This is a genomic window from Mitsuokella apri (assembly GCF_051886055.1).
In the GTDB taxonomy this organism is placed as follows: domain Bacteria; phylum Bacillota; class Negativicutes; order Selenomonadales; family Selenomonadaceae; genus Mitsuokella.
The window spans coordinates 1-18,859 of the sequence record NZ_JBJEXT010000046.1; the positions used below are offsets into that span (position 1 = coordinate 1).

Genomic DNA, 18,859 nt, shown 5'->3' on the forward strand with positions numbered 1-18,859 from the left:
TGCTACTCTGCGAGGATAATGGTACTTCTAATGTGAATCTGGGGAGTGTATCGCCCGATTTATAGACATTGATGGTGGCAATTCTCTGCTTCGCGTCGTCACTTCCACTGATAGCATGTTCGGAGCCAATGCTGACTTCGTCTTCCCATCCGGATTCCTGGATATTGGCAATTGCCTGACGCGAATGTGCTCCGTTACTGTCCAGGTTCTCGTAGGCGACATTCTTGAGTCGGTCTACTTCAATTTCTGCGTATTGTTGCGCCTGTAAGGCAACACGGCTCGATTTTATCATGCCGAATCCGCCAGCCCCCACGATGAACAGGCTCTGCGCAATGAAGATCCAAACAATGGCGGCCAATGCTGTGATGACCAGGATGGAGCCTCTGCTCTTATACCGGCTATTCCGTTTGTTGTTCATGTTCTTCCTCCACCTCTAAGGAAAAAGGGGCCGTGATAGCCCCTTTCCTTCTCTGTTGATTCAGCAAACAAATCTACAGCTAGAGATCAATAGTAAACTTTGAGGTCGTCCGTCGTACCGACCTGCATGTCGATACCGCCGGAGATGATGCAACGGTCGCCGTCCGAATCCGTCGTGAAGGAGAACGGCTGGCCCCAAGCGTCATTGTATGTACCATTGACCCAACGGCCAGACTTCGGACTCATGAGGTCTTTGTGGTCAGCACCATCAATCGAATCCGCAGCGGAAACACCATTGATAAGGTCATCAGCGGAGGTCGGCGTAGCACCATCATAGCGCAGGCCCGTATAAGACGATGCTGCCGTCTTCATGGACTGAAGTTCCATCCACTCAGAACCCCAGCGTGCATAGTTGATCAGCGTGTCCGAGTTGAGGAAAGCCGCTGCGATGATGATGACGACCATCAGGACGCCGAGGAACGCATCCGAGATATTGATGAGTCCGGCCAGTTTGAATTTGTTCTTTGCAGTCATTTCCATTTTCTTTACATCCTTTCATTTCATAGATCAGTGACTGACATATCCAATATCGTCTCCCTTGATGCCGCCGCTGACGCTAGAAGAGCTTGAGCCATCTTCTCCTACGCTGAACACAACGAATCCATCTTTTTGAGACTGGTATTGATAATTGCTGTTTTTCTTGTACGGGTCTTTCGGAATTTCCTTGATCCATGGCCCGTACTGCCCTTTTTGTTTTGTCAGATCAGACAGGCTGGATGGGTAGCTGCCCACTTCCATCTCGTACTGGCTGATGAGGCCACACAGCGACGCGGTATCGTTCAAGGCTTTGTCGTGACGCCCCAGGGTCAGGAAGGACGGAGCATTGACAATACAGGCGGCCATCAGGATGACCAGCATGAGTACACCAAGAACCATCTGCCACACGATGAGGCCCTGCAATTTATAGGATCTCTTGCTCACATTCCCATGCCTCCCATTCCTCCGGTCGAGATTTTCGACATCATGCTGAAGATTGGCCACAAGACCGATACGACGATCAGGCCCAGCAGGACAAAGGTCGGCGTCAGAATCAGGTTCTGGAGATCCTGGCTGAATTGCTGTGAGGCAACAATCAGCTGCTTCTTGTAGAAGTCGGCGCGCAGTTGCATCATGGCAGCCATATCGCCTTTCTCACCTGCTTGCAGGAAGACGTAGAAGGATTCATCCAAGACCTTCTGCTTGTTGTGCTTCTGGAGTGCCATAACGAAGCTGCTGCCGTACCGGCCCAGATCTTTGAGAGCTTTGCCTATCAGGTGTTCCATCAGGATGTTATCCACGCTCTTCTGTGTGTACTGCAAAGTCTTAGTAACATCCAAGCCAGCACTCTTGCATAGTCCAAAGACAAGCGCGAAGCGGTATTGGACGGTATTGTAGACAATCGGGCCGTACAACGGCATCTGCATGATCAGCATCGCCGTGCGCTCCGGCGACTTCTTCGACAGAAAGCGTATGCCGAACACGCAGAATGCCACAAAGCCAAGGATTGCCCACCAGTAGCTCTGCGCAAAGCTTCCCACACCGATCAGCAACTTCGTGTAGAACGGCATATCCAGCTGCAAGTCAGACATCAATCTGCCCATGCTTGGCAGTACCAGGAAAATGACTACGCCAATCGTGATGGCCAGGACAATACCTAGGAAAATCATGGTTCCCATCTGCGAACCGAGATTTCGGCGCAGGTCAATAGCCTGTTCCAGCGTCTTGACGATATCCGCATAGATATCTTTGGCCTGGCCCGTGCCTTCATTGACGCGCATCATCTCAACGATGTACTCTGGAAAGAACTTCGGATACTTCGCAAAGGCATCCGGCATCTTGATGCCGTTTTCCATATCGTGACGGATTCCGTTCAACATCTTCTTGACAGATGGGCGCGGTGTCTTGCTTTCATAGAGGTTCAGGGCCTCTGTGATAGGAAGACCAGACAGATTGTATTGCTGTACGAGCATGAAAATCTGGTACAGGTCATTGAGATCCTTTTTCGCGATCATAAATTCACCTCCTCTCCATCATTTACCAACGACATGAATCAGCTCATCCAGTTCAATCTTCCCCTGCATGGCCATATCAATGCCCTTTTCCCACATCGACCGGAAGTTATTCTTTCTAAGCACCTCCTGAATCTCGCCGAAGCTCCTCTGATGCAGCAGAGCATCGCGGATCTCGGTATTGAAGATGACATATTCTGCAATGGCCGTGCGGCCACTGTAGCCATGGTTGCAATGCGGACATGCCTGGATGTCCGCCGCAGCCCCTTTTTCCCGCAGCCGTCCTTCTACCTGCTTGATTTCCTCTGGCGTCAAGAGCCTGCGCTCTTTCTCCGTCAGGGTGTGTGGTTTCGAGCAGTACGGGCAAAGGGTTGCCACAAGACGCTGGGAGATGATTAGTTTCAGCTCCGACAGGAGTGTGGTCTTGGATATATCAAAGTCCAGCAGGCGCGAGATTGTACGCGTACAATCTGCGGCATGGACGGTAGAAAACACGCGGTGGCCTGTATTGGATGCCTGCATGGCTACCGTAGCATCGGTAGAATTGCGAATCTCGTTGTACAGGATGATATCCGGGTCGGAGCGCAGCGAAGCTACCAGGATTTTCTCGGCGGTCAGGTTTAAGGCTTCATTGGCAGCCTTGCGCACCTGTACCTGCGTGAAATCATCTTCATAGATCTCGATTGGTTCAGCGATCTCGATGACATTTAGTGGCTCTTGCACGCTGTCCAGAACATAATGAATCTCGGCGTGAAGACTGGTTGTCTTACCTGCACCGGTCGGCCCGGAATTGAGGAACATTCCCGTCGCATTCTTATAGAGAACGGATTTTATGGCATCCAGGTCTTCCGGGATGTAGCCGATGGAGTCCAATGTTTTCTTGGTACTCTGCGTTCGCCCTGCCTGCGGCAGGAGGCGCAGATTGATTTTTTCCTGTCCATCGGAACCGACTGGCAGCGTCTCCAGGCGGATGAAGATGTCCTGACTGCCGCGATGCAGGTAGAAAGAGCCTTCATTCGGCATGTTCGTGCGCATGACATCGACGTTACGAGAATCATCCATCAGCTTGATGAGATTCGTGACATTCTCCACCTGGCTGGCCGGAAAGAAGTGGTCATGCGTGACATCCACCATATGGCCTGCAATACGGAAACTGACCTTGAAGCCATTGAGGGCTGGCAGCATATGGATATCCGAGGCTTTCTGACGGGCCGCATCTTGCAGCATCTCGTTAATGGCACCCTTCAGCGGCGTCATGTCAACATCCACATCCCTCTTCTGAGAGGAACCTTCCTGCCGATAGTTCGTCACGTCATAGAATTTCAGGAGGGCCATGCGAAGGTTTTCTTCTTCGCAGAGCAGGAGCTTAATCTTCTGATTCAACTCCTGTTCCAGCACGGCACGCTGCTTGAAGGTTTGGTCGGTATCCGTCACAAGGATGAGACGATCATCCACCACCCGGATGGGCAGGATGTGATAGCGGGCCGCCTGGTCTGGAGTGATTTTTTCCAAGACTTCCGGCTGGATGTCCATATTGGACATCTCTTCACTGCAATACAGGCCATATGCTTTCATGCGGTTCAGAAAATAATTACGGTACGAATCACTTGTGTTGGCGGCCATCGTTTTCCTTTTCCCCCTCTTCCTCGAAAGATGTATCTACTTTACGCAGCAGTTCTTTCGGATTAATGTCATCGGTAACGATGTAAGGAGTGATCATGATATAAACTTCGGCATAGCTCTTGGAATGCGAATGATACTTGAAGAGTTCGCCCAGGATTGGCAGATCCATCAGGCCGGGAATGCCGGACAGATTATCGAGGTCTTTTGCCGACATCAAACCGCCGATCACGAAGCTCTGGCCGCTGCGCAAATGAGCCGAAGTCGTAGCCTGGCGCGTCGAGATTTGCGGTGCAGAGGTCTGTCCCTGCGTGATGTATTTCGTGATGTTGGAAACTTCCGTATTGATCTTGAGCGTGATTTCACCATCTTCTTCATTGATGGACGGTGTAATCGTCAGCTTCGTGCCGACATCTTTGTAGTCCACGCTGATTTCCGTAGAGGATGACGTGGAGGTCGTGCTCATGACCGGCACCTGCTCGCCAAAGTTGACCATGCCTTCCTGTCCATTGAGCATCATAACCATTGGACGAGCGACAACTTTTCCTTTGGAGAGTTCGCGGTTGGCTGTGACCGATCCGGAGAAGGTCAGCTTATCCAACCACGGCCCCTTCAGGGAAGAAGAGGACGAGTCGCCGGAGGAATTTGTTTCAGCTGAATGGCTGTATGTCGGCAGAGAATACTGGAATCCCAGATTGTTGTCACGGCCATGCTGCAATTCGATGAGCTGGGCAACCACCAGGCACTGGCTGATGGGACGATCTACGCTGGAGAGACGCTGCTCGACCTGTTTCAGCTGGTACGGTGTACCAGTCACGGATACCGTCCGCTGCTCGGAATTTGCATAGATGTTGGTTTCAGCAATCCCCAAAGCTTGCAGCTCTTTGCTGAGTTTTTCCAGATCAAAGGCATGATGGACAGGGAATACTTTTGACTGCATCATGAGCTGGGAGGTACTGACGATGATGGCATTATCATCGGTCATCCAGTTGAAATTGAACGCAGCAGACAGACGCTGCATTGCCTGTTCGCACGTGACATTGTGAAGAGACATGTAGACGTTGCCATCCAGGTTGCCGTTGACGACAACATCCTTATGTGCGCGTTTGGCTACCGCATAAATGCTCTGGGCAATCGGTGTTCCCTGCCAGTCGAAATTGTAGCGTCCATCGGAAGCAAGACGCGCCGTATTTGCTCGCGGAATTGGCGGCAGAGCGGAGTTTGCGGATGGTGTCACAGAAGCTGGCGTCTGCTCAAGAGCTGATGCAACAGACGAATCCGTGTCAGGGGCTGCTGCCGCTGATGCAGCCTCCGCTGCCTGACTGTGATGCTCGAACAGTTTTTGACGTGCCTGCTGCCGCGCCCGGATGTCCTGGTGATAATCATCCAAGATACGCTGGATGCGTGCCGTAAACGCGTTGGGGTCATCCTGTGTCGTCCCCGCCATCTGCGCAACGACTGCCTGGCTATCCTGTGCCGATGCTGCATAGGATACGGCAGGGGAAAACAGGAAACTTCCTCCCAGGATGGAAGCCCCCATCAATCCCAGAAAAATATTCTGGCGCAAATCCTTTTTCTTCAAATCATTCACTCCTCACTTATAGCTGATGCTGTGACCGTCTTCAAAGGTAATCCCATCGCCGCCAATGTAGGCGATGCGGCCATCCTGATAAGTATCACCTTCCTGCACAACGCGGCCATCGCTCATGATTGCCATGTTCTCTCCATCATCGCCAGTCAGGACACCCTGTACGCTGGCCGAACTGCCTTGCGGAGCAGGTGCCGAAGAGGACGGAGCAGAAGACGGTATATTACTAGACGGAATCGGTACGCTACCACGGCCAGGAATTGCCGGGAGTGGTACGCTGCGCGGCGCAGAGTACGAGGGACTGCTTGATGGGCTGCTGCCTGCCATGCGTGGGATTGCAGGCAGCGGCATGTTGCCAGCGACCATAGAACGGCCTCCCTCCCCCGCTGTCCCGGCGTTCATCTCCTGCACGCCGACAAAAGGATTGACTTTCAGGAGCGCATCGAGCGTCGGTGCAGAGATGGATACCGATTCATCAGAACTAGAGGCAGCTGCCCCTTTCCCTGCCGTTTGCTGGGTCTGGTTTGACTGCGGGACAGGATGCGGTTTTGGTTTTTCGGAGAAGAAGTTGACAACGGTATAGCCAAAACACAACAGGATAACCCCGCAGCAGATGGCAGCCCGTTTCTTGTTCTCGATCTCAAAAGCAATTTCTTGGTTGAATATCTTCACGGCTGTCACCTCATTTCGTATAGATCTTATAGGTCAGCTTCGTATTTAAAGCTCCGCTCTTCTCACTCATCTTGAGCGATTTGATGCCGATCAGTGCATCTTTGGCATGGAAATTCTGTAAGCAGCGCATCGTATTCTCATAGGTGCCGGAGAACTCTGCCGTATAGACACGTCCATTCTGTTCTTTGCTCTTCTGCTCATCCTTCATGCTGACCAGGTTGAGATTGTATGCCTGGATGCTGAAAATGATGTCTGTCTGCACCTGATCCAGCTGCTTGGGATCAACCGGGCGCATCGAGGAGGCATTGAGTTCTGCATTCTTTTCCTGCCAGTTCTTGAGAAAAGACTGCATCGTGGCAATCTGCTGTTCCTTCTCGGCCTTCTCATGATACGAGAGAATCAGATGACTCGATAAGAGCGATAAGACAAAGGTCAGAATAAGCAGGCAAGCGACGTGGACAATCAGCCGCTGCTTCCCCATCATAGTATCTGAGAGGGCTGGCATACGGACAGGGGCATGGAGCCGTTCCAGGATTCCTTCTTTCACTTCTTTCACATTCATTGGCTCAGATTCCCCTTTCCGATGGTCAGGTCTGCCGTCTTGTAATTCGTCGATGAATCCGACGCGATCTGCGGGATGGACACGCCATTAAAGAGTGCATTCCGCGAGAGGGACGCCACATAGTCCTGGAATTTCAGCGGATTGTCAGCGACGACCTTTGCCTTGATCCACTTGCTGTCATCTTTCTTATTGGCATCGCCAATCTCAATGGAGTTGAAGCCGATGCCTTCGGGAAGGTCTGACAGAAGGGCTGCATACGCTTCTATTGGATACTCATGTTCCTTCTGGCGCGTATGGATCAAGTCCAGTTCCTTGTTGATGCTATCCATGGAGGACTGTGCCGACTGATAATCTTGCTCCAGTCCTGGCGGGACCTGAACATTCGAAAGGAAGAAGATGGCACCGAGTTCCAGGACAGTCAGGGCCGACATGCCGAGGATGCCAAATTTGGTGTAGCGCAGTGCCTTCTGCATCTTCTGGTATTTCTGGGTATTCTTCAGGATGTCTTCTGGCAGGACGTTGCCGGATTGAATGCTCTCATACGCATCCAGCACGTCCAGGAATGCATCGGATGAAAAATCGATATCCTGTGCCAGCGTACCGACCGCACACATCCACAGCTCATCCTCTTCTTCCGGGATGTCTCCGGGATCGATATAATCCGGGAAATGATGGGCCGTGGCTTTGCGTTCCCGAAATACCGGAAATGCCTGCATTAAGCGCGGCGGCATCAGGAGTGTATACGGCAGATCCTGGTTAAGGAATTCAAACGTCTGATGTGCGACGCTCTCAAATTCCACCATGTACTGACGAATCAGCTGATCGGCATCCTGCGTGGATATATGCCCCAGGTTCTCCAGGGACAGCTCTGGGGCATCCAGTTTGAACAGGCCGCCGTTGCTGCTGTATCCTGTGAAGGTAGCCTGCTTCTGATAGGCTTGCAACACCAGCTCTTCTTTATTGAAGACGCCTGTACAGCGCAGGAATGAGATTCCTGCGGACTCAACCGACACCAGGCGCACTTGCTCTTCATCCGCAGCCTCATAGATGCAATCTATCAACTTGCGAGACAGCGCACAGACCGTAACGAGTCGTTGCTGTGGCTCTGGTGCCGTCAAGATGGGCTTGGCATAGCAGATCTCTTCCAGGTTCTTCTGTGTGACTGACCGGATATGCTCCCGGATGCCGTCCTCTGTCTCAAAGCTAAAGCAGTCGATCATGGAGAACAGATAATCCGGCAGGACAAGATATACATCGTCTTTCCGAAGCTTTATCTGTTCACTCACGCTCTGAAAGAGGTCGATGAAGCAATCGATGCATCGATTGTCTCCGTCATCTGTCTCATACGCCTGCTGCGGCAGGAAAGACTGTGCGATGCGGCAGGTCTGCTGGATGACGACACGCTCTTTCTTGTGCAATTTTGCCCGTACCACTTGCGTCTGATCCGGACTCACATAAATGGCAATCAAGGCAACTCCTCCTTTCTCAGTTCTTCAGCCAGCTGTCCAGGTTGCCGCTCTTGAGCTGCGTCAGGGTCTTGCCCGTCGCATTACGCGCAGAAAAGTTCTCGGGATGTACCTGATCGCGGATATCGCACAGCATACGAATGGCTGCGGAATCGATGAACTGCGTGGTTCCGAAATCAACAATGACCTTCGTGCAGCCATTCTGAAAGGCTGTCCCCAGCTCGGCTTTGACGGCCTTGCAGCGGGAAAAATTGAAATACCCGCTGACAGCCAGTGTCGCCGTATCATTTTGAATGCTTACATACTGCATATGCTCTCCTTCCTTCCAGTCAGGATGTCCATCATGGACATGCCATACTGGTCTGCCGGATGTCCATCATGGACATCCTCTTATTGCTTTATTACTTGATGTCCATCATGGACATTGGCCAGGATCTTGATGTAAATGGCCGAAACATCGTCATGCTTGGATGATGGAAGCTCTGCCTCCTGCCACTCCGAAAGCAAGAGGTCACTCAAGCCATCCGATGAAAAGACGATGGTATCCACGTCCGTCAGCGGCAGCTGCTGTTCTTGAAACCGGCTCTCCATCTCATACCCCAGTAGGGGTGATTGCAGTGGTATGGCTTCAAAATCAGCCTTGCCGCGTCGCCGGATGAACAGCGACGGGATGCCTGCCGGACAGTATTTCAAGACTCCTGCCTGACAGTCCAGGCAAAACGCCAGGGACGGAACAATGGTTGTCCTGTCGTAGAGCGTGACGTAATCCTGGTTGACAGTTGCCATCACATCGGACAGTTCCTTATGGATACCGACCTGGTACGACCACATAGCCTTCTTGAGACTCAGCCAGGTGCTGCCGACCTGCCCATAGCTTGCCAGGTCATGGCCTTCGCAGTCGGCAAGATACCCGTATAATTTCTTGTCGTTCGCCCAGAAGTTAATGCTGTCGCCGGAAAGGCGATTGTATGCCGAGAAGATGGAACCTGCACGGAATGCAGAAGTCTCAATGGCACGCGGCAGCATGTCATTCTGCATCTTCACGGCATTCTGATAGCTCTCCGATGCCTCCTGCCGTGTCAAAAGTTCAAAATCGGCACGAATCTGCTCGACGAGGATGTTCTGCGGCGTCACTGCTGCGATGTACCGATCTGCCCGGGTATGTTCCAGTAGTTCATGCCGGATGAGCAGGTATACAAGGCATCGTGGTGCATTCTCGATATCCTTGAGAATCGTCGCGATGGACATGCCGTTGAAATCTGGTAAATCTTCATCCACCAGGACAATCAGCGGATGATATTGCTGATAGACATCCATCCCGGCCATCCCGGTTGTCGATGCACGGATTTGAACGGATTGCCCTAGAAGTTCCTGCAAGCGATCAGCAAGCAGCTGCGGCTCTTTCTGAATCAGTAAGATTGACGGTATCAAAAGATCACCCCGTTCCGTTCAAGGTACAAGCGCGGCACAAGATTCTGGATGCGCTTCCGGATATGCCAGGGACGAAAAGGACGCTTGGCACAGAGTGTCACGCGCTTGCCGCTCACATCGATTGCAATATAATCGCAGGCCATCAGCATGATCCAGTAGCCTCTGCTTTTTGATGACGCAGCGGTATACTGGCCCCATTCCCAATGCGCAAGTTCCGGATCATCGGCCAGATTCCGCAGGTTCTGCCGGAAGCGCACGACATCGAAAGGACTCGTATCGGATTGCACGATGGTCTTGATGTCGCTGTCATTCAGCAGCATGAGAAGCTGTATCTTCGCCTGATCCGGCCCGACAGTCGCATACCGTGCAGCATTGCAGACCGCTTCGTTGATGGCGATCAGGTAATGCTCATCCGGATCGGCCAGAGAGTGGCGCAGGATTGTCTCTACCTGCGGCATGACCTGCTCGTAGTAGGTATCATAGCCTGTCCACTCGAATTGATGATGCTCGGGAAATCGCACAAGGAAACCTTCTTTCTGTCTTACCGAATCGTGATCAGGGGGACGACTTTTGCACGGATGTGGCGCATCGGCACGGTGCCGGTATATCGCCCATCAAAGCTGCGCGGCGATGTTCCGACTGGCAGGAACTCTCCCGACATCACGACATGCTTGCCGTAATGAACGGGCATGGCATTACCTTCCCGATCTTCTGGAGAAACCTGGCCAATATAGCGGCCCCGGACGGAAAACTGCATATTCGAGGGATTGATGTCATAATGTTCTCCCGGCATGGCACCGATTTTCTTCAGCAAAAGTCCGTTGATTCGCAGCCAGCCACGGCTGACAGCAACATCTTCCGTTTCCTTCGTGGGAACATAGGCGACATAATCCCCATCGCGGAAGAACCATTCGGGGATGCGCATGTAAAGCCCCTGCGGCAAGCTGGCTGTCGTATTCAAAAAAAACAGGGCGTTCTCCTGCGGCAGCTTCGGCAGGTCAATGGTATGGCCGGACAGCCAGAATACCCCCAATCCCGCCATTAGAAATGCAGCCGTTCCCAGATTCTTTTTTACACGTTCCGTGAGTTTCATCGAACACGCGACTCCTTTCTCATCCTTCTCATCCAATCCCAATTTTGCCCATGCCCTTACTGTAACCGAAAATTTAACGCCGAAACTGTCATTTTTTTTCACGAGGCCATTTTTTTCTTGACTTTTTCGGCGTGAGTCAGTGGATGTAGGCGTATGCAGCCACCATGTACTGGCGCAGTTTCCGGCTGACTGTCGGCTTAGAGATGCCGCTAATTTGCGAAATCTCGCTGACGTTGTAATTCGGGTGCTGTAATTTCGTGGCAACGACTTTATTCCGCAGAGCATCGAGCAGAGCAGTCTCGTCTCCATCCCGCAAATCCTGTTCCTCTTCGGGAATATCGAGGCAATCTTGCATGATGTCCAGCAGTTTGCGATACCGCTTCCGCTTCTCCATCAAGTCTTGAAGCCAGGCCGTCTTGACGACGAGATCTTTGCGTGCGAGAGCCATGATGCGCCAGTCCAGGATGTGAATCATGTTGATGACCTTCGTCCGGTGGAAGATGTCTTCGGCAGAGAGGGAATAAAAGAGCAGGGTGCGGATGTCTGTCAAGATACGCTTGTTGATGCGCCCCAGGGCCGTGCTGGAATACGGGATCTTATGCGTGATCAGGTAATAGCCCATGTTGTCCCGGTAGTGGTACTGGACGAATTTCTGCTCGTCCTCTGCCAGGTTCGCCAGCACCATGCCGACCACGATCCGATCGATGTGCTGACGCTGCAAGCGCAGGTAAGTCCGGTAGAGATTGAGTGATGCTTCCTGTCGGCAGAATTCCTCGATCTCTTCCAGCTGGATGATCTGCCGACGCGGGCGATAATATTCTTTCAGAGCCTGCTCCGCAAGATATATGCCGATGTCTGGCAGCTGCTTATTCATGCGCCCGTTCCTCCTCTTCCGTTTCCAGCAGCCACTCCAGGTCAGATGTCTCGTAGCCGAGCTGCTGCACCATCGCAAGGGATAGAGCGGCAAGGTGCAAGAGATCCATGGCGGCATTCTGCCGGTTCTGGTACTGGATTTCCTGGCGTACCCGAGACACGCCCTGGAAAAGCTGCTTGTCCCACATGCCATAGTTTCGCGGGACTTCACGCGAAATGGCTGTGGGGATAGCATTCATGCCGAATTCGATTTTTTCCATGATGGACTCCTCCTCTCACATCGTCTTGGCGGCCAGTGCGCGCCGGACAATATCGCCCTTCTTGCCTGCGGGCAGGGCCGCAAGGATGGCACGCGTTTCCTGTTCGTCCTTACCGCGTTGCAGCATGTTCTGGTAGATGTCGCGGAAATGGGCGCGAACAATGCTCATATCACCAGCTGGTGTCTCGCAGATCATACTCCAGCCGATGTAATGCACGGCTTTCCGGATTTCCGGCGTCGAGAAGCTTGGCTGCTTGTATGGGTATGCCTGTTGGATCTGCCCCATCACTTCATACCAGGCTTCATCCGCAGACGGGACGCGGCCTGCCGGGTTGATGAGCTGGCGCAACTGCTTCACGGTGTCAAGAATCTCGGAAACGGCAGGGAAGAACTTGCTGTGCCGGGCAATCTTCTGCATCGCGACGGAAAGCTCCGCTGCCGACACATCTGCCAACATGAGCAGGTAGATGGTCATGCCTTCCTCGTCCAAGCGGCTGGACGGATAGATCTTGAGAAAGGCGGACAATGTCCGCAGTTTTGCGTCATTCTCGCTGCTCATGCTCATAACTCTACCCCCATGTCCTCCCACATAGCCTTCACGTTGTCGACCATCTGCTGTGCGCTCGGATTCTTGCGTGAATGACGTGCAGCAACTCCCCCTGCTGCTGGCTGCTGCGGATATGATTTCTTCTCAGGACGCACGCGGAAGCCGTATTGCTTCCAGCTCTCCAAGATTTTGCTCATGTACTGCAAGGTGGGATGTCCATACAGGACAGCATCATGCACAGCGGCCCTGACCCATTCCGGCGTATATGTCTGGCACCACGCTCTCAGCATATCCATCTCGATTGGCACAAGCGGTGTCTGCGGATGGAGATTGGCTGCACAAAAGTCACAGACCTCCTGGATTCCATCCGGATCATCTGAAGAGAGAGCGGGGGCCGGTTGCGCGCTCGCGCGCGTATCCTCCTCATCCTCCTCATTTTTCTTTCTCTCAGGTTCACTACACTCAGTCTTACTAGTCAGGTTCTCTAAGTTAGTATCATTAGGTTGCACTGGCGCAACTTTCGGTTGTCCAGCTGCAACTTGCGGTTGCCTGGGTGCAACTTGCGGTTGTCCAGGTGCAACTCGCAGTTGCTCGGACGCAACTCGCGTTTGCGAATCTGCAACCGGCGGTTGCCTGTATGCAACTCGCGAATTGCAGATTGCCGCTTCGGCTTGCTCTGGATGCAGCATAGCCTGGTACCTGGCTTCTTCCTCCTCTGCCTGTTTAGCTGCCTCGCCAAGCTGTGATTCGATATCCAGAACTTCCTCGGCTGACTCCGGCACACGGATCTTGTTGATGTAGATCCGATGGCAGCGGCCACGCCCCTGGTCGGAGATCTCGATGAGGCCGTAGGCCACGAGATTCTTCATCTCCCGGCAGACGGTGGATTTGTTGATGTGCAGGATGTCGGCGATCTCCTGCTGCTGGAACATGAGATAGATATCGCCATTCGCATCAATCCAGTGGTTCCTGCGCGACAAGCTCATCCGATCCTTTAAGATACAGTAAATGACCTTCGCTTGCAGGCTCAGGTCGATATATGCCTGATACGAGAAGAGACTCTTCGGCATCTGGTAGTACCGTTCATTGTCGATATCCGTAATCTTGAAGCGCATCGCGCATTCCTCCTTCAGTTCATCTTATTGCCACAATGACAGGGGATCGGTGTACTCGTATTCCCCTGTGTCCGGGTTCCGGACAATATACTCTAAGTGTAGATGCGGGCCGGTCGAATAGCCGGTGGAGCCGACGGCTCCGATTTCCTCGCCCTGCTGTACATACTGCCCTGTTTCCACGTAGATGGCCGACAGGTGGCAGTATTTCGTGTAGGCATCGTAATCTTGATGATACAACGTCACATGGTTGCCGTAGCCATCCGAGAAATCGCCCTCCTCTACGACCGTACCGTCGAAGAGTGCCGGAACGACCGTCCCGTAGTCATACCCAAGATCTACTCCAGAATGAAACTTCCATGTTCCTGAGATGGGATGTACGCGCCAGCCAAATGGCGAAGTGACAGGAAGATCTGCCGCTTCTGAGACTGCTGCATATAGCAGAAGGCAGAGGCCCATCAGTACCCCTGCCCAGATTCTGAATCCTTTCATTGTTTCTGGTGTTCGTCTCCTTATTTGATTGTCTCGATGACGAAATTGACTGCCGCCTTGCGGACTTCCCACTGTGCGGCCAGACGATTATCGCCGTCCTGACGGGCTGCTTCTGCTTTCTGAGCAGCCATTTTCGCTACGTTCTCTAAGCACTGTTCCAGCCAGTTATTGGCTTCGCTCTCCGCTTCTTCCGGCGTGAGATTCTTCGGAACGGGCGTATCGAAAAGCTTTTCCTGGCCATGACGTTCCCAGTCTGCTTCGCTGGGAACCGCAGGCTCCTCTTCTTCGCCCGTCTCCGGCTTATCCACCGGTACGGGAGATGCTGGCGGATTGTCCGGATCGGCTTTGAGCGTCCAGCCATCCGAATCCTCGGCAGCAGGTGTTTCCTCTTCTCCGCTTGCATCGTCCGGCTGCACGGCGTCGTCTCTGCCTTCCGGTTCGACCTGCCCGCTCTCTTCCGGCTGCTCCGTCTGTTCTTCCGTTTCTGCGGGGGCAGATGTGTCTTTATAGAACTCCACCAGTTCCTTCACGGTTCCCTGTGCTTCGCCGGATGCCAGCCTCTTGAGGTAGTCCTGCTGCTCTTCCGGGCTGCGGTTGGCAAGGACGGAGGCCAGTGTGTCGCTGATTGTTCCATCCTGCAAGGCTTCTCGCGCTTCGGGGCAGAGCTTCCGCAAGACGAGGAGCCGCTGCAAAGAGGTGGAACTCATCCCCAGGAACTGCTCGGCAAAATACTTGCGGAACGCTCCGCTAAAGCTGCCATCGGCCAGCGCATCCGTGTAATAGATTCTTGCGATTGGCTCCAGGACATTGATCTCTTCCAGCTTCTCAAGAGCCGTTTTCTGGCGGTAGCTGTTCGCACAGACGATAGCGATGTTCTCCCGCATTTCTGCGGTCAGCTTACCATCTCCGATGAACGCCTCATGTACCATACAAGGAATGTCAGGTGATGTCAGTTCTCCGCGCTCATAGCGCAGGGAGACGGCGCGGAAACGCCGCTCTCCGCTGATGATGTTATAGTTCCCGTCATCGCGCCGGACAACCAGCAGCGGCTCGACTGTGCCGGATAAGGCCATGCTGTGTGCCAGCTGCTCGATTTCCCGGATGCCATAGAAGTTCTTAGTGTTCGGTATCAGCTGATGAAAATCAATCATCTGAATTTCGCTCCTGTTGGATGTTTCTGCCGCAGCGGCTCCCTGCGTCCGCTCATTGAGATATGCCATCATGCTTCCGTTGTATTTCTTCATGCTCGTTCTGCCTCCTTATGCCTGGATTCCCATGAATTCTTTCATGAACTTCCAAATGTCGCGCGCGACCAGGCAGTTCGGGTATTCTTCAAACAGGCTGCGACGATTGCAGCGTGCCAGGGTCATGTGCTTCTTCGCGTTCTTCGTTGCGTAATGGATCTTCGTCTGGAAAATGGGCAGGCCCTTGTCCTTGAACTCCTTCAGCAGGTCATAAACGGCCTTGTCAGACAAGAAGTTGTTGACCAGGATGCCGCGCAGATGAAGATTCGGATTGAACTTGCTGGCAAGCTCCAACTGACGGATCATCTGATAGACGCCCAGCTTGCTATCCCAGTCCGGCGAGGTGACGATGACCACATCATCGGAGATGTTCAAGCTGTTAAAAACGCTCATGTTGATGTCAGGCGGATTATCGATGATGCAAAGGTCATAATTCTTGAGAATCGGCTGCAAGGCTTTCTTCAAGATGTTCGCCTGGTCGATGTTCTCATTCTTGATGAGGTACGCATTGGCATCGATAAGGCCCATATCTGCACCGATCAGGTCGATGCCGGGATACCGCGTTCTCTGGATGACTTCCTGTACCGTCGCATCCCCCATCATGAGATTGGTGATGCTGCCTGCATCCTCAGCCCCGCCAAGCCAGTCAGTCGCATTCCCCTGCTTGTCGTTGTCGATGAAGAGGATACGCAGGCCGCAGGATTCTGCCAGGGCATACGCGAAGTTGGTTGAGATGGTCGTCTTGCCGACGCCGCCTTTGAGATTAATAAAGCTGATCGTTTTCATAAAAAACGCCTCCGTAAAATGTATGTGACTGAGACGGTGAATCGTCTCACCGGTTTCATCCAGCTGCTCCAGCTGGTCTTTCAAGTGATCCAGATACGTAATCAGACGATGGATATGCTCATCCGCAACCGGGTCATACTCGATTGCCTTGAGTTCAGTGCTGATTTTGCGAAGCAGGGTTCGGCCTGACGCAACGAACTGCTCGACGTATTCGCCGACATGAGAGATGTTATTGATCTCCAGTACGGCTTCCAGATTCTTGCAATGCCGTTGCAGCTCCTCAAATTCTTCTTTCGGGATCCATCCGGCGCGTCGCACGGATTCCTTCGACTGATCGTTCATGCGCGCTCCTTACTTTGTGACTTTAGCTGGCGTCGAAGCGACCGGCGTGACAAAGCAGCCGATATTGAGCTGGAGCTTGCGTGTGGCCTGCTTCAGCTCGCGCAGGCTGCGGATGCCAAACTTCGCAGCCATATAATCCTTCTGGCGCGCAATCTTGACTTCGTTCTTCTCCATACCTATGCACTCCTCTCTCAAAATGGTTCAAACGGCTGGTACCAGACTTCCACGGCCCGGCCCTTCATGTGATACGGGATGGGATTCATCTGCGCATCCATCAGGACGAACTGCGGAATTCTGGCGTAAGGCGAAGCCTCTTGATGGGTGGCTATCTGTGTGACCAGTCTGCCATTCACGATTTCTCCTAGGCTGTAGGTATGCCCGTTGACCTTGATGCGGGCCAGGATGCCATCTTCTATAAACTCCTTGACGGCAAAGTTCTCGAATTTCGCGATGATTCCGTCCGGCCCGTTCAGCACATAGTCCCTGTAGGACTTGCCGCCTTTTTCCAGGAGGTTCTCCTGGATGACAGCCACTTTCCGGTGGGATACGAGATCTCCCACGAAGACCCACTGCCCACGGCAGCAGATCGATTCAATTGCTCCAAAAAACATAGAATCAACCTCATCTTTTCTTTCAGCAAAGCCACGTTGAAACAACGTCATTTGATTGTCAGGCAAGTTTCTCTGCGCATTCCCCCTTTCGTGATGCTGCCAGCTCAGTATGCATGATAGCTGTAATCCGCTGGCGGCTTGCAGAACTGTCGGCGACTGAGCGGCGCGGCAATGGGCTGCAAGCGGCTGCCATACCGTTTTTTGAGTGCTTTCTCTAGTTTGTCCTTGGCCATCTTGCGGCATTTCACCCCGAAGGTGTAGCCCTCATTGGCGGGGATGTGCTTTGCCTTCTTCTTTTCGCCCTCATCGGATAAGGGATCTTCCCATTCCGGTGCTGGCGGCGAATACATCCCGCACCGGGTCATTTCGCGTTCCTCTGCCGAGATCCGGCCATTGAAGCCGCAGCCATCACCAGACGGACAATGGAGGCAGCTGCGCCCCGGCGACAAAGGGCATTCCACTGGTTCCTTTTTGATTGTTGTGTTCTTTTTCATTTCTGAATCCTCACTCGATGTCCATCATGGACATCGGCTATATCACAGTCTCATGTGCTATAATAGAGACATGCCTGTCATAAAGCTGTGAAGTTGCCGCTCCACAGCTCTTCTACAGTCGAATCCAAAGCTTTAGCTATACGGATTGCCGTCCATACATCTGGCTTTCGTTCGCCTGTTTCATAGCGAAAGTAACTCAATCTTGCAATACCTGTTTCTTTCGCTATCTCGGTTTTGCTCTTACCCAGAGCTTCTCTTGTTTTTCGCAGATTATTTGCTTCCATCTCACCACCTCATTTCTTTACTGTAACCATTCGGTTACTACATTTATTAGTATACAGTAACCGTGCGGTTACGTCAACTACTTTTTTGAAAGTGAGGAAAGTAGCCATGACATTTGCTGAACGATTACAGTCACTACGAGAACAGCATCGGTTATCCAAGCAAGAATTATCATCAATACTAGGTATGGCACGAATGTCATATTTCCGATATGAAAAAGGAGAACGTATGCCAACCTACGAAGTCCTACTTCAAATCGCAAATTACTTTGATGTATCAGTTGACTACCTTATGTGCCGCACCGACAACCCCAAGGTCAACCGCTAACCCATCCTGACAGGCATCTGCCCCGCTCCGGCGGGGCTTTTCTTATGCCTGCTCTCAATGTCCATCATGGACATCAGATATATTTTTCAGTACAGATTCAAGGGCTTTACACCAACGCTCAATATCACGAGCGTTGACGCAATCCTTCATCGCAAGCATGTCTTCCATGACGTAACGAATCCCAGCTACCGTATCTTGTCGCGCCAGATCATCATACTTCGCCATATGAGTTGCTTGATGAAGCAGTTCAAGAACACTTTGCTGTCCATTCATTTACTGATGCTCCTCTCTGCCCCGATGTCCATGATGGACATCGCTTCTATCATGACCTCCGTGTTATAATGAAGGTATGCCTGTCATGGAGCCGTGGGGATGATGCCCCACAACTCTTCTACTGTAGTTCCAAGTGCTTTGGCAATCAGTTGTCCTTGGTAAACGTCTGGAACACGATTACCTGCTTCATAGCGTTGATAACTACGAATTGATATGCCTGCACGCTTGGCTACATCCCATTGCGTGAGTCCCTTTTTCTCACGCTCAAATTTCAATACCTTATTCAAATCACTTCCCTCCTTTGTTTTCTAACATGACCA

General features: G+C 52.4%; 27 protein-coding genes. 1 reads left to right on the top strand and 26 read right to left on the bottom strand.

Features of this window, described 5'->3' with window-relative positions; genetic code table 11:
• The 24 genes from ACI4OH_RS06865 to ACI4OH_RS06980 all read right to left on the bottom strand — a co-directional run.
• Positions 1-418: hypothetical protein (locus tag ACI4OH_RS06865; RefSeq protein ID WP_439784457.1), on the bottom strand; the 418-nt coding region annotated here is incomplete at its 3' end.
• A gap of 86 nt (positions 419-504) precedes the next feature.
• Positions 505-957, bottom strand: coding sequence for a hypothetical protein (locus tag ACI4OH_RS06870; RefSeq protein ID WP_439784458.1), 453 nt, complete (start codon positions 955-957; stop codon positions 505-507).
• Positions 958-984: 27 nt separating this feature from the next.
• Entirely contained in the window at positions 985-1,398 is a 414-nt protein-coding gene (locus ACI4OH_RS06875; RefSeq protein ID WP_278832454.1) for a type II secretion system protein GspG, read from the bottom strand.
• Positions 1,395-2,468 (bottom strand): type II secretion system F family protein, encoded by a 1,074-nt coding sequence (locus ACI4OH_RS06880; protein WP_439784459.1) that lies wholly within the window; start codon positions 2,466-2,468, stop codon positions 1,395-1,397. Before ACI4OH_RS06880 ends, ACI4OH_RS06875 begins: the two co-directional genes overlap by 4 nt.
• Positions 2,469-2,486: 18 nt before the next feature.
• A complete protein-coding gene (locus tag ACI4OH_RS06885; RefSeq protein WP_439784460.1) occupies positions 2,487-4,088 on the bottom strand; it encodes a GspE/PulE family protein in 1,602 nt (533 codons plus the stop codon).
• Positions 4,069-5,667: a type II secretion system protein GspD gene (locus ACI4OH_RS06890; protein WP_439784461.1), complete on the bottom strand. Its 1,599-nt coding sequence runs from the start codon at positions 5,665-5,667 to the stop codon at positions 4,069-4,071. Before ACI4OH_RS06890 ends, ACI4OH_RS06885 begins: the two co-directional genes overlap by 20 nt.
• 12 nt (positions 5,668-5,679) lie before the next feature.
• Complete coding sequence (locus ACI4OH_RS06895; RefSeq protein ID WP_439784462.1) at positions 5,680-6,345, bottom strand: hypothetical protein; 666 nt, start codon at positions 6,343-6,345, stop codon at positions 5,680-5,682.
• 10 nt (positions 6,346-6,355) lie between these two features.
• Positions 6,356-6,907: a hypothetical protein gene (locus ACI4OH_RS06900; protein ID WP_303165151.1), complete on the bottom strand. Its 552-nt coding sequence runs from the start codon at positions 6,905-6,907 to the stop codon at positions 6,356-6,358.
• On the bottom strand, positions 6,904-8,376 hold the full coding sequence (locus tag ACI4OH_RS06905; RefSeq protein WP_439784463.1) for a hypothetical protein: 1,473 nt from the start codon (positions 8,374-8,376) through the stop codon (positions 6,904-6,906). Before ACI4OH_RS06905 ends, ACI4OH_RS06900 begins: the two co-directional genes overlap by 4 nt.
• Before the next feature lie 16 nt (positions 8,377-8,392).
• Positions 8,393-8,683, bottom strand: a complete 291-nt coding sequence (locus ACI4OH_RS06910) for an STAS domain-containing protein (RefSeq protein ID WP_303165155.1) — start codon at positions 8,681-8,683, stop codon at positions 8,393-8,395.
• Between the two features lie 80 nt (positions 8,684-8,763).
• On the bottom strand, positions 8,764-9,804 hold the full coding sequence (locus tag ACI4OH_RS06915) for a PP2C family protein-serine/threonine phosphatase (RefSeq protein ID WP_439784464.1): 1,041 nt from the start codon (positions 9,802-9,804) through the stop codon (positions 8,764-8,766).
• Positions 9,801-10,325: a hypothetical protein gene (locus tag ACI4OH_RS06920; RefSeq protein WP_439784465.1), complete on the bottom strand. Its 525-nt coding sequence runs from the start codon at positions 10,323-10,325 to the stop codon at positions 9,801-9,803. The genes ACI4OH_RS06915 and ACI4OH_RS06920 overlap by 4 nt, the downstream gene beginning before the upstream one ends.
• Before the next feature lie 20 nt (positions 10,326-10,345).
• The gene (locus tag ACI4OH_RS06925) at positions 10,346-10,897 is read right to left on the bottom strand and encodes a S26 family signal peptidase (protein ID WP_439784466.1); all 552 of its coding nucleotides are present in this window, start codon (positions 10,895-10,897) and stop codon (positions 10,346-10,348) included.
• Between the two features lie 136 nt (positions 10,898-11,033).
• Entirely contained in the window at positions 11,034-11,771 is a 738-nt protein-coding gene (locus ACI4OH_RS06930) for a hypothetical protein (protein ID WP_439784467.1), read from the bottom strand.
• On the bottom strand, positions 11,764-12,030 hold the full coding sequence (locus tag ACI4OH_RS06935; RefSeq protein ID WP_439784468.1) for a hypothetical protein: 267 nt from the start codon (positions 12,028-12,030) through the stop codon (positions 11,764-11,766). Before ACI4OH_RS06935 ends, ACI4OH_RS06930 begins: the two co-directional genes overlap by 8 nt.
• A gap of 15 nt (positions 12,031-12,045) precedes the next feature.
• Complete coding sequence (locus ACI4OH_RS06940) at positions 12,046-12,594, bottom strand: hypothetical protein (protein ID WP_439784469.1); 549 nt, start codon at positions 12,592-12,594, stop codon at positions 12,046-12,048.
• Positions 12,591-13,691: a replication initiator protein A gene (locus ACI4OH_RS06945; protein ID WP_439784470.1), complete on the bottom strand. Its 1,101-nt coding sequence runs from the start codon at positions 13,689-13,691 to the stop codon at positions 12,591-12,593. The genes ACI4OH_RS06940 and ACI4OH_RS06945 overlap by 4 nt, the downstream gene beginning before the upstream one ends.
• A 24-nt stretch (positions 13,692-13,715) precedes the next feature.
• Positions 13,716-14,147 carry a M23 family metallopeptidase gene (locus ACI4OH_RS06950; RefSeq protein WP_439784471.1) on the bottom strand — a complete coding sequence of 144 codons (432 nt, stop codon included), beginning with the start codon at positions 14,145-14,147 and terminating at the stop codon, positions 13,716-13,718.
• A gap of 53 nt (positions 14,148-14,200) precedes the next feature.
• A complete protein-coding gene (locus ACI4OH_RS06955; RefSeq protein WP_439784472.1) occupies positions 14,201-15,424 on the bottom strand; it encodes a ParB/RepB/Spo0J family partition protein in 1,224 nt (407 codons plus the stop codon).
• A 15-nt stretch (positions 15,425-15,439) separates the two neighbouring features.
• Positions 15,440-16,552: a ParA family protein gene (locus ACI4OH_RS06960; protein ID WP_439784473.1), complete on the bottom strand. Its 1,113-nt coding sequence runs from the start codon at positions 16,550-16,552 to the stop codon at positions 15,440-15,442.
• A 9-nt stretch (positions 16,553-16,561) separates the two neighbouring features.
• Entirely contained in the window at positions 16,562-16,726 is a 165-nt protein-coding gene (locus ACI4OH_RS06965; protein ID WP_303165174.1) for a hypothetical protein, read from the bottom strand.
• A gap of 17 nt (positions 16,727-16,743) precedes the next feature.
• Entirely contained in the window at positions 16,744-17,112 is a 369-nt protein-coding gene (locus ACI4OH_RS06970; protein ID WP_439784474.1) for a hypothetical protein, read from the bottom strand.
• Between the two features lie 155 nt (positions 17,113-17,267).
• A complete protein-coding gene (locus ACI4OH_RS06975) occupies positions 17,268-17,657 on the bottom strand; it encodes a hypothetical protein (protein WP_439784475.1) in 390 nt (129 codons plus the stop codon).
• A 77-nt stretch (positions 17,658-17,734) separates the two neighbouring features.
• Entirely contained in the window at positions 17,735-17,941 is a 207-nt protein-coding gene (locus ACI4OH_RS06980) for a helix-turn-helix transcriptional regulator (protein WP_302359281.1), read from the bottom strand.
• Between the two features lie 106 nt (positions 17,942-18,047).
• On the opposite strand from ACI4OH_RS06980, the gene ACI4OH_RS06985 reads away from it, so the two are divergent.
• Complete coding sequence (locus ACI4OH_RS06985; protein ID WP_439784476.1) at positions 18,048-18,266, top strand: helix-turn-helix domain-containing protein; 219 nt, start codon at positions 18,048-18,050, stop codon at positions 18,264-18,266.
• A 54-nt stretch (positions 18,267-18,320) separates the two neighbouring features.
• On the opposite strand, the gene ACI4OH_RS06990 is transcribed toward ACI4OH_RS06985, so the two are convergent.
• Positions 18,321-18,539 carry a hypothetical protein gene (locus ACI4OH_RS06990; RefSeq protein WP_439784477.1) on the bottom strand — a complete coding sequence of 73 codons (219 nt, stop codon included), beginning with the start codon at positions 18,537-18,539 and terminating at the stop codon, positions 18,321-18,323.
• An 83-nt stretch (positions 18,540-18,622) separates the two neighbouring features.
• Entirely contained in the window at positions 18,623-18,826 is a 204-nt protein-coding gene (locus ACI4OH_RS06995) for a helix-turn-helix transcriptional regulator (RefSeq protein ID WP_302359275.1), read from the bottom strand.
• Between the last annotated feature and the right edge of the window lie 33 nt (positions 18,827-18,859).